This is a genomic window from Planobispora rosea (genome assembly GCF_014648175.1).
In the GTDB taxonomy this organism is placed as follows: Bacteria; Actinomycetota; Actinomycetes; order Streptosporangiales; family Streptosporangiaceae; genus Planobispora; species Planobispora rosea.
This window is the reverse complement of record NZ_BMQP01000156.1, coordinates 1-509: the sequence shown is the minus strand read 5'-3', so window position 1 is coordinate 509 and position 509 is coordinate 1. Positions and strand designations below refer to the sequence as shown.

1 protein-coding gene is annotated in these 509 nt (G+C 73.9%); it reads right to left on the bottom strand.

All coding sequences use genetic code 11. The features are described 5' to 3' along the window. Positions 1-509: condensation domain-containing protein (locus tag IEZ08_RS39205; RefSeq protein WP_189244267.1), on the bottom strand; the 509-nt coding region annotated here is incomplete at both ends.

Genomic DNA, 509 nt, shown 5'->3' with positions numbered 1-509 from the left:
ACACCACCTGCACCATCCGCCCGGCAGCCGGATCCAGCCCCGCCCGCGACCGCACCGCCTCCCGGCCCACCAGCGCGGCCAGGCCATCGGCGTCATCGGCGACCTGCACCCGGCGTACGCACCCGGCCGCCCGCACCGCCCCGACCGGCAGCACCTCCAACCCCCCGGCCACCGCTCCCGCTGGGAGGTGGTCCTGCTCGGCATCGCTCGTCGCCGCACAGGCCTTCTCGATGCCGGGCCAGCTCAGCCGGAGCGTGTCGTGCCGGTCCAGGACGGCCTGCACCGCCGCCGTCAACGGCTCCAGGCCCACGTCCGGCGGCACCCGCAACACCACCGTCTGGCTGAAGTCGGCGATCGGACCGGACAGGTCGCTCAACCATTTCATGATGGGTGTGGGGTGGACCGGGCCGATCCCGGCGCCCTCCGGCTCTTGTCGGACCTCGGCTGCTTCGGTCGCCACCCGGGCCAGCTCGCGCACGCTCTGATGACGGAAGACGTCCTTGGGCGCG